The organism is Rhizobium alarense, assembly GCF_021555155.1.
GTDB lineage: Bacteria > Pseudomonadota > Alphaproteobacteria > Rhizobiales > Rhizobiaceae > Rhizobium_D > Rhizobium_D alarense.
The window spans coordinates 1-6769 of the sequence record NZ_JAKGBU010000143.1; the positions used below are offsets into that span (position 1 = coordinate 1).

At 68.8% G+C, this 6769-nt stretch carries 5 protein-coding genes; 3 read left to right on the forward strand and 2 right to left on the reverse strand.

Going from position 1 to position 6769, the window contains the following annotated elements; all coding sequences use genetic code 11:
• The 3 genes from LXM94_RS25090 to LXM94_RS25100 form a co-directional block, all read left to right on the forward strand.
• Positions 1-1752, forward strand: a 1752-nt coding sequence (locus tag LXM94_RS25090; protein WP_235774520.1) for an ATP-binding protein, incomplete at its 5' end; no start/stop codon positions are given.
• 98 nt (positions 1753-1850) lie between these two features.
• On the forward strand, positions 1851-3731 hold the full coding sequence (locus LXM94_RS25095; RefSeq protein ID WP_235774522.1) for an ATP-binding protein: 1881 nt from the start codon (positions 1851-1853) through the stop codon (positions 3729-3731).
• Positions 3707-4114 (forward strand): response regulator, encoded by a 408-nt coding sequence (locus tag LXM94_RS25100; protein ID WP_329605648.1) that lies wholly within the window; start codon positions 3707-3709, stop codon positions 4112-4114. The genes LXM94_RS25095 and LXM94_RS25100 overlap by 25 nt, the downstream gene beginning before the upstream one ends.
• Before the next feature lie 12 nt (positions 4115-4126).
• On the opposite strand, the gene cueR is transcribed toward LXM94_RS25100, so the two are convergent.
• Together cueR and LXM94_RS25110 are read right to left on the reverse strand one after the other, a co-directional pair.
• Positions 4127-4519 carry a Cu(I)-responsive transcriptional regulator gene (gene cueR / locus LXM94_RS25105; RefSeq protein ID WP_235774524.1) on the reverse strand — a complete coding sequence of 131 codons (393 nt, stop codon included), beginning with the start codon at positions 4517-4519 and terminating at the stop codon, positions 4127-4129.
• 41 nt (positions 4520-4560) lie between these two features.
• The coding region (locus LXM94_RS25110) for a heavy metal translocating P-type ATPase (protein ID WP_235774526.1) at positions 4561-6769 on the reverse strand (2209 nt) is incomplete at its 5' end.

The window sequence follows — 6769 nt, forward strand, 5'->3', positions numbered from 1 at the left end:
TTTGCCGGTGCACCGGCGCGCCTGCTCTATGCGTCGGACGAGGAATACGAGCGATGCATGACGAAACGCTCGACACTGCCGGCGCCGCGGGCCGCCGTCGATTCCGACTATCTGTTTCGCCGCAGGGACGGCACGACGTTCACCGGCCAGCTTCGCTCCACGCTGGTGAAGGACCCGGATGGCGCACCGGCCGGCTTCGTCGGCGTCATCCAGGATCTCACCGAGAACCTGCGGTTGGACGAGGAGCGCCGGCGGGCGATCGAAAGGCTGGACACCGCGCTTGAGACCATCACCGAGGGTTTCGCGATCTTTGACAGGGACGAGCGCCTCGTGCTTTTCAATTCTGCCTACAGGCGCCTGTGCGGCGGCGCCGGCCCCCATATCGAGAAGGGCATGACGGCCGAGGAGATCATGCATATCGCCTATGACAGCGGCGGGTACCGGGCCCTGGACCGCGGCTCGCCCGAGGCGGCGCGCTGGCTCGAGGAGCGGCTTGCCGCCTTCCGCAATCCTCCCGAGGAGCCGCGGGTCTTCCCCTACGGGCCCGATGGCTGGCTGAGGGCGGAGGATCACAAGGCGCCGGACGGGAACACCATCGCGCTGCGTGTCGACGTCTCCGCCATGAAGAAGACGGAGCTTGCACTCGAAATGCAGCGGCGCGAGCATCTGGCGCTGCTTCAGAACATTCCCGACCTTGTCGGGCGGTTCACGCGCGACCGGCGGGTGCTTTTCGTCAACACCAACTATGCGGCGTTCTTCGGCTCGACCCCGGAGGCCATGGTCGGCACCGATCTGCTCGACCATGTTCCCGAATACATGCGCGAACCGACGCGGCTGGCCTTCGCATCCGTCCGTCCCGGCGAGGAGATCAGTTCGAAGGAGGTGCTGCATCAGCGGGCCGGGAGGCCCGATACGTGGATCCTGTGGTCGCTGCTTGCCGTCTTCGACGATGCCGGCTGTCCCGAAATCGTCTCGGTCGGTCGCGACATCAGCGATCTCAAGCGCGAGCAGGCGAGGGTGGCGGCGCAGGCGCTGGAGCTCAAGCGCAAGAACGAGGCGCTGAACCAGTTCACCGCCACCGTCTCGCACGACCTCAAGGCGCCGCTGCGCCATGTCGCCATGTTCTCCGAGATGATCACCGAGGAGGTCAGGCAGGGCCGCATGGAGGAACTCGCCGCCTATGCCGATCACGTGCAGAAGAGCGCAATGCGCCTGCAGCGTCTCGTCGAGAGCCTTCTCGAATATTCGCAGATCGCCTATCAGATCGGCACCGTGCGGGCCGTGCCGCTTGCCGGTGTCGTCGACGACGCGCTGCTTTTGCTGGAGCCGCAGATTCTCGAATCACGGGCGATGATCACGGTCGGCGACCTGCCCGTCGTGGAGGGCGATCCCGAGCTCCTGAAGCGGCTTGTGCAGAACCTCATCGGCAATGCGATCAAGTACCGCAGGCCCGATGCGATCCCGGTCCTGCGCATCGGCGGCGGACGCACGCAGGATGCAGCGACCTTTGTCGTGGAGGACGAGGGCATCGGTATCGCGCCCCGCCACGCCGAGAAGATTTTCGACGTTTTCCAGCGGCTGCACCGGGACGAGACGGTCTACCCGGGCACCGGCATCGGCCTTGCGCTCGCAAAGCGCATCGCCGAAAGCCACGGCGGCGCCATCACGCTCGACACGGGCTATGACGGCGGCGCCCGTTTCGTCGTGCGCTTTCCGTGCCGCCCGGACGGATACGCAGCCGCGGTGCGCTGAGCCGTGATCCGCGCGGGCGTCGTCTCGCGGCGGGTAGGAAATGCCGGCGAGCTGTGTATGATGGCGGCGTTTTCAAACGTCGGCGGATGAATTGCTGAATGGGTTTTGTGCAGTCCGATCTCGCAGCGTCGCTCTGCCAGTCGCTGCCGTTCCCGGTCCTCGTCGTCGATTCCGATTGCCGGACGCGGGACGCCAACGAGGCGGCGTCGCGCGCCCTGAAGCTCGTCCGCAGCGAGGACGGCGGAAGCGGCGGGGGGGAACGCCACGTGCTGCCGCCCGACAGGCCGCTGGCCGAACTCGCCGCTTTCGGCAGCCACCTGACCCAGGTGCTCGGCTTCAGGCGCCCGGACGGCTCCACCTTCGAGGCGACGGCGCATGTCATCGCGCTCACCCCTGACGCGACAGGTCCGTATTTTGCGCTTGTCCTGCGCAGCATCGTCGGCGGCGGCAGCCACACCGAGGAGGTTCTGCTCGGCGAGCGCATCAGCGCGGCGCTCGATACCATACCGGAAGGATTTGCCATCTTCGATCCCGAGGAACGCCTCGTGATGTTCAACAAGGCCTTCCGCGACCGCTGCGGCGCGGCGGCCAGTGCCGTGCGGGTGGGCGTCACGCTCGAACGGATCGTGCGCGCCAACCTCGAGGCCGGCGTCTATGACGGCATCGCGCCCGACGCGCCGGGGGCCGACGTCTGGGTCGCCGCGCGGCTTGCCGACCACAGGCATGGCACGCCCGCGGTGTTCGCCGTCGCCGGCGGGCGCTGGATGCGCGCGGAAAGCCATATGACGGCCGCCGGCGACATCGTGGCGCTGTGGCTCGACGTCAGCGACATCAAGCGGGCCGAACTGGCGCTGGAGGCGAAGCGCCGGGAATATCTCTCGCTGCTGCAGAACCTGCCCGACATGATCTGCCGCTTTACCCCCGACCGCATCATTCGCTTCTGCAATGACAAATATGCGGCACTCTACGGCCGCACCAGCGAGGCGATGATCGGCACGGATATCCTGAACCTCGTGCCGCCGGAATTCCATGAGCGCACGATCGACAGTCTCGCCGCCTTTAGCCGGGAAACGCCGACGAATGCCCGCGACATCCTGCAGAAACTGCCGGACGGCTCCGAGATCTGGGTGCAGTGGGACGTGACGGCCGTGTTCGCGGGAGACCGCCTGATGGACTTCCTGGTCGTCGGACGCGACGTGACGGACGCGAAGGCGCAGCGGCAGCGCCTCGCCGAACAGCGGGAGGAGCTGGAGCGCAAGAATCTCGCGCTCGACCAGTTCACCGCCACCGTGTCGCACGACCTCAAGGCGCCGCTGCGCCATCTCTCGATGTTCGCCGATATGCTGATCGAGGACATCGAGCGACAGCGAACGGACGAGCTGGCGCAGTATGCCGAGCACATCCGGCAGAGCAGCCAGCGGATGAGGCGGCTCGTCGACAGCCTGCTCGACTATGCGCAGATCGCCTACCAGATCGTCGGGCGGCGCCGGGTCGACCTGCGCGAGGTCGTGGACGAGGCGTTGCTCCTGCTCGAGAGCCATGTGCTCGAAAACGACGCGGAGATCGAGATCGGTCCGCTACCGGCGGTGAGCGGCGACCCCGACCTCCTGGTCCGGCTCGCACAGAACCTGATCGGCAATGCCCTGAAGTACCACGTGCCCGGCGAGCGGGCCCGGGTGCGCATCTACGGGCGCAAACGCGAAAGCGGCGTCGACTTCGTCGTGGAAGACTCCGGCATCGGCATAGACCCGCGGCGTGCGGCGCGGATCTTCGATGTCTTTCAACGGCTTCACCGCGACGAGAGCACCTACAAGGGGACCGGCATCGGGCTGGCGCTCGCCAAGCGGATCGTCGAAAGCCACAACGCGGTGATCGCGCTTGACACGGACTATCGTCCGGGCGCACGCTTCGTCGTGACGTTTCCGGAGACATCCGAAAACGAGGAGGCACAGCCATGGGAGATGCGCCAAAGAAGCTGATGGTGGTCGACGACGACGCCGCCGATGCGCGCTTCGTGCTTCGCGCCTTCTCGGAGACCGGCCGCCGGCTCGACATCACCCATGTCAACGATGCCGAGGCCGCCAGCGACCGCCTGGCGAACGAGGAATTCGACTATATCCTGCTCGACATCAACATGCCCGGCACGAATGGCGTGGACCTGCTTCGCCGGCTGAGGACCCGGAGCCTGACGGCCCTCACGCCGGTCATCATGCTGTCGTCCTCCGCCTCGATCGCCGACGTCGAACGGGCCTACGAGAGCGGTGCCAACGCCTATGCGGTCAAGCCGTCCTCGCTCAGCGGCTACCGCGAATTCGCGGAAGGGTTCACGCGCTTCTGGGTCGATGTCGCGCTGACGCCGTGAGCCGCGTTCCCCTCACGAGGCCTTGGCGATCTCCTCGATGATCGGGCAGTCGGGACGGGCATCGCCGTGACAGTGGCTCGCCAGATGCCTGAGCGTGCGCGTGATCTGCTCGATCTCGGCCATCTTGCGTTCGAGTTCCGCGACATGGGCGAGCGCCAGCGCCTTGACGTCGGCGCTCGCCCGCGCGCGGTCGTGCCAGAGCGCCAGCAGCGTGCGGATCTGCTCGACCGAGAAGCCGAGATCGCGCGCCCGGCGGATGAACTGCAGCGTGTGCACGTCGGCCGGGGCGTAGAGCCGGTAGCTCGCGCCGCTGCGGGGCGCCGGCCGGATGAGGCCGATGCGCTCGTAGTAGCGGATCATCTTGGCCGAGATGCCGCTTTCCCTCGAAACCTCGCCGATATTCATCGTCGTTCCTCCATCGCTGCCCGCCGGGCGGGTCTCTCGTTTCAGGCCGGATCGGCGCGGCGCAGCCGGAGCGCGTTGCCGAGCACGAAGACGCTGGACAGCGCCATCGCGCCGGCCGCGAAGACCGGCGACAGCAGCGTGCCGTTGAGCGGGTAGAGCGCGCCGGCGGCGAGCGGGATCAGCAGCACGTTGTAGGCGAAGGCCCAGAACAGGTTCTGCCGGATGTTGCCGATCGTCGCCCTGCTGAGCGCGATCGCCTTCGGCACGCCGCGAAGATCGCCCGACATCAGCACGACGTCGGCGCTCTCGATGGCGATGTCGGTGCCGGTGCCGACCGCGATCCCGACATCCGCCGCGCCGAGCGCCGGCGCGTCGTTGATGCCGTCGCCGACGAAGGCGACCTTGCGGCCATCGGCGCCAAGCCGCCGGACGGCCTCGACCTTGCCCTCCGGCAGCACTTCGGCCACCACCTCGTCGATGCCGAGCGTGCGGGCGATGGCCTCTGCCGTGCGGCGGTTGTCGCCGGTCACCATCGCGACCCGCAGGCCGAGCGCATGCAGCGCGGCGATCGCCGCCGGCGTCGTCTCCTTGACCGGATCGGCAACGGCGATGATGGCGGCAAGCCGGCCGTCGATCGCCGCGTAGAGCGGCGACCGGCCCAGCGCGCCGAGCCGCTCGGCCTCGGCGGCGAACGGCGCAACGGCGATGCCGGCCCCGGCGAGCGCCCGGTCGGCGCCGACGAGCACCTCGGCGCCCCTGACCCGGCCGCGCACGCCGAAACCGGGGAGGGCGACGAAGCCCTGCGCGTCGGCAAGGGCAAGCCCCTTTGCCGCGGCGGCCGCGACGATCGCCGCGGCGATCGGATGTTCCGACCGGGCCTCGAGGCTTGCGACCTGCGCCAGCACCCGGTCGGCCTCGAAGCCGTCGGCGACGACGAGGTCGGTGAGCTCCGGCCGGCCCCTCGTCAGCGTGCCCGTCTTGTCGACTGCGACGACCCCGGCCTCGCGCAGGCTCTGCAGCGCCTCGCCCCTGCGGAACAGGATGCCGAGTTCGGCGGCGCGGCCGGTGCCGACCATGATCGAGGTGGGCGTCGCAAGCCCCATGGCACAGGGGCAGGCGATGATCAGCACCGCGACCGCATTGACGAGCGCGTAGGTGAGCGCCGGCGCGGGGCCGAAGACGAACCAGGCGGCGAAGGTGACGAGCGCCGCCGCGATGACCGCCGGCACGAACCAGCCGGTGATCCGGTCGACGAGCGTCTGGATCGGCAGCTTGGCGCCCTGCGCGGCTTCCACCATGCGGATGATGCCGGCCAGCAGCGTCTCGCTGCCGACCTTCGTCGCCGTGAAGGTGAAGGCGCCGGTGCCGTTGATCGTGCCGCCGACGACCGCGCTGCCCGGCTGCTTCTCGACCGGCACCGGTTCGCCCGTCACCATGGATTCGTCGACATAGGAGCTGCCGTCGGCGACGGTGCCGTCGACCGGGATCTTCTCGCCGGGCCGGATGCGCACGAGGTCGCCGGCCGTCACGTCGCCGACCGGGATCTCGACGAACTCGTCGCCGCGCGCGACGACGGCGGTCTTCGCCTGCAGGCCGACGAGGCGCCGGATCGCCAGGCTCGTCCGCCCCCTGGCGCGCGCCTCGAGATAGCGGCCGAGGAGGATCAGCGTCACGATGACGGCGGCGGCCTCGTAATAGACATTGACCGTTCCCGCCGGCAGCAGGGCGGGCGCGAAGGTCGCCACCACCGAATAGCCCCAGGCGGCGGAGGTGCCGAGCACGACCAGCGAGTTCATGTCGGGCGTCCACCTCAGGAGGTTCGGCACACCCTGCCGGAAGAAGCGCAGCCCCGGCCCGAAAAGCACGGCGCTGGCGAGTGCGAACTGGAGGAGGTGATTGCCGCGCATGCCGATCGTCGCCATCACCAGGTCGTGCACGGCGGCGCTGAGATGCGATCCCATTTCGAGGACGAAGAGCGGCAGCGTCAAGAGGGCGGCGACGAGGACCAGCCGCTTCAGCTGGCCGATCTCCGCGTCGCGCCGGTCGTTGGCGTCGTCCTGCGGCGCGGCGGTCTCCGGCCGGCGCAGCGCATAACCGGCCTTGGCGACCGCGGCCTCGAGCGCTGTCGTCGCCACCGCGCCGGGAAGCAGGCGCAGCGTCGCCTTTTCCGTCGCCAGGTTGACGGCGGCGTCGGCGACGCCCGGCACGGCCTTCAGCGCCTTTTCGACGCGGGCGACGCAGGAGGCGCAG